The 2,699-nt window shown below is 73.4% G+C and carries 5 protein-coding genes; 2 read left to right on the forward strand and 3 right to left on the reverse strand.

Annotated elements, in window-relative coordinates:
• A partial coding sequence (locus tag M878_RS98975) for a hypothetical protein (RefSeq protein WP_209445693.1) occupies nt 1-277 on the reverse strand: 277 nt, incomplete at its 3' end.
• Entirely contained in the window at nt 258-1,115 is an 858-nt protein-coding gene (locus M878_RS000000101935) for an FHA domain-containing protein (RefSeq protein WP_425347937.1), read from the reverse strand. The genes M878_RS98975 and M878_RS000000101935, both read right to left, overlap by 20 nt.
• Between M878_RS000000101935 and M878_RS000000101940 the strand changes: the two genes are divergently transcribed.
• The gene (locus tag M878_RS000000101940) at nt 1,002-1,583 is read left to right on the forward strand and encodes a hypothetical protein (RefSeq protein WP_023550102.1); all 582 of its coding nucleotides are present in this window, start codon (nt 1,002-1,004) and stop codon (nt 1,581-1,583) included. The genes M878_RS000000101935 and M878_RS000000101940 overlap by 114 nt on opposite strands.
• Before the next feature lie 54 nt (nt 1,584-1,637).
• Here the strand turns inward: M878_RS000000101940 and M878_RS000000101110 are convergent, their stop codons facing one another.
• On the reverse strand, nt 1,638-1,772 hold the full coding sequence (locus M878_RS000000101110; RefSeq protein WP_023550103.1) for a hypothetical protein: 135 nt from the start codon (nt 1,770-1,772) through the stop codon (nt 1,638-1,640).
• Nucleotides 1,773-1,875: 103 nt separating this feature from the next.
• Here M878_RS000000101110 and M878_RS75510 point away from each other — a divergent pair.
• Nucleotides 1,876-2,699: serine/threonine-protein kinase (locus tag M878_RS75510; RefSeq protein WP_023550104.1), on the forward strand; the 824-nt coding region annotated here is incomplete at its 3' end.

Consider the following 2,699-nt stretch of genomic DNA (forward strand, 5'->3'; position numbering starts at 1 on the left):
ACAGCCGGGGCCCGGGACCGAGCGCCGTCAGCAGCAGAGCGGCGGGATCCGGCCAGGTCTCGGGCTGCTTCCGCGCGACGGCCACCGGGGCGGAGTGGGCAGGGGCCGCGGTGCCGTCGTACGCCTCGGGGACGACGGGCTGCTCCCCACGTCCACCGGCCAACCGCCGGGCCCACGCACCGAGCCCCTTCCGCCGCGCACCCTGCGGGACGCCTTTACGACCGCCCTGTGCCCGCGGATCCTCGTCGGCTTCCGGGTCACCGTCGGCAGCCGGCACGTGTGCCGTCGCACCGGCGGCGTACGGCTCTCCGCCCGCGAGACCCGATCCGGATCCGCCGACACCGAAACGCCCGGCATGCGTGTCCCCACCGCTCCGGTTCTCGATAGTGGGCGCCCCACCCTGCCCCGGCACCACCCCCGACTCCGAACGCCGATGCTCCAGCCCCCACCCCGGAGGCCCCCACCCGCAGAGTCATACCCATGCTGCCCCGCCCCCACGGAACCCCCCAACGCCCCGCCCCCACGGGAACCCCCCGCACCGGCCGACGACGCTCCCGCCCCACGAGAACCACCCGCACCGGCCGACGACGCTCCCGCCCCCCGAGAACCACCCGCACCCGCCGACGGCGCTTCCGCCCCACCGGGGCCACCCGCACCCGACGACGATGTCCGCACGGGTGGTGCGGGTGGGAACCCAGACCCGGCCGAAGGCCGGGTATCCCCCAACGCACCCGCACCCGCACCTGCACCCGCAGCCACACCCGCACCCGCACCCGAAGACGAGGGAACAACCCGAACACACCCCTCCCCGTCGGAGACAACCCGCACCCCCGCCCCCCAGCCGAAGCAACCCGAAGCGCAGACTCCCCGATCCGCAACAAGCCCCCGGCAGGGAACCGCACCGGCCGTTCCCCCACCCGCCCCCCGTCCAGCACCGTCCCGTTCGTCGAGCCGAGGTCGGCGACCGAGACGCGCCCGTCCGCGCCGACGGTGACCGCGCAGTGCAGCCGGGAGACATCGGGGTCGTCGAGCGGTACGTCCGCCTCGCCCGAGCGGCCCACGGTGATCCGCCCGCCGTGCAGCAGATGGACCCCGCCCGCGTCCGGGCCCGCCACGACATGCAGCTGGGTCGGCGTGCCGTCCAGCTCGGGATGCGGCTCGGCGGCCGCCGGGGCGCCCAGAGACAGCACGGCGCCGTCGATCAGCGGAGGCTCGCCGAGGGTGTGGCGGCGAGGATCGAGGCGTGCGGCGCCCGCGTACAGCACCACGGGCGCCGCACCGGTGTCGCGGCCCGTGCCGCCCTCCCCGGTGACCGCCCCGGCCAGCGCCGACGCGACCGCGCCGAGGTCCGTGCCGGTGGGCGCCGTGACCAGCACGTCACGGCTCGCGGCGCGGCCCCGCTGCGTGGACGGGCCCAGCGGGTCTACGACGGTCAGCCGGATCTGCATCGGCGTCAGCGGTCCCTTCTGCGCGGGTCTGCGCGGGACGGACTTCCCCCCACCCCACACGAGCACGTCGGCCAGTACTGGAAGGCATCCTCGCACCTGCCACTGACAACGCGCCCGGGACCCGGTGACAAGTGATCTTGATTGGTCGGCTCTGCCCCCAAAAGTGCCTGACGGATGGCGCACGGACGATCACTTGAGATCGGTCACGTCCGGCTCCGGCAACCGGCAGACCGGCTCGTGCGTCTTCCCGTCGAACCCCTTCATTCCCTTCGTTCCGGCCTGAACAAGTCGAATCACGCCGCAGCCTTCGAACATCGCGAACATGGTCGGCAACGCTTGCGTAGTGCCATGAAAGGCGGCACTACAGTGGGGCGGAACACCGGAATGCAGGCAAGCAAGCAACAGCAATCAGCAGGGAGCGCGTGACGTGCGGCCAGTCGGCAGCAAGTACCTGCTTGAGGAGCCGCTCGGACGCGGCGCCACAGGCACCGTCTGGCGTGCCCGCCAGCGTGAGACCGCGGGCGCCGAGGCGGCTGTACCCGGGCAGCCCGGCGAGACGGTCGCGATCAAGGTCCTCAAGGAGGAGCTGGCGAGCGACCCGGACATCGTGATGCGCTTCCTGCGCGAACGTTCCGTCCTGCTCCGCCTGACCCACCCGAACATCGTCCGGGTCCGCGACCTGGTCGTCGAGGGCGATCTGCTGGCGCTGGTCATGGACCTCGTCGACGGCCCCGACCTGCACCGCTACCTGCGCGAGAGCGGCCCCTTCACGCCGGTGGCCGCCGCGCTGATGACCGCGCAGGTCGCCGACGCGCTCGCCGCGAGCCACGCCGACGGCGTCGTCCACCGCGACCTGAAGCCCGCCAACGTGCTGCTCGCGCAGAACGACGGCCAGATGCACCCGATGCTGACCGACTTCGGCATCGCCCGCCTCGCCGACTCCCCGGGCCTGACCCGCACCCAGGAGTTCGTCGGCACGCCCGCGTACGTGGCACCGGAGTCCGCCGAGGGCCGCCCGCAGACCTCGGCCGTGGACATCTACGGCGCCGGCATCCTGCTGTACGAGCTGGTCACCGGCCGCCCGCCGTTCTCGGGCAGCACGGCCCTGGAGGTCCTGCACCAGCACCTGAGCGCCGAGCCGCGCCGCCCCTCCACGATCCCGGACCCGCTGTGGACGGTCATAGAACGCTGCCTGCGCAAGAACCCCGACGAACGGCCCAGCGCCGAGAACCTCGCGCGCGGCCTCAGGGT

It is taken from the genome of Streptomyces roseochromogenus subsp. oscitans DS 12.976 (assembly GCF_000497445.1).
Classification (GTDB): Bacteria; Actinomycetota; Actinomycetes; order Streptomycetales; family Streptomycetaceae; genus Streptomyces; species Streptomyces oscitans.

Excerpts from the sequence above, each read along its gene's own strand:
- M878_RS000000101110 (WP_023550103.1), bottom strand. The coding sequence starts at position 1,772 with ATGTTCGCGATGTTCGAAGGCTGCGGCGTGATTCGACTTGTTCAGGCC.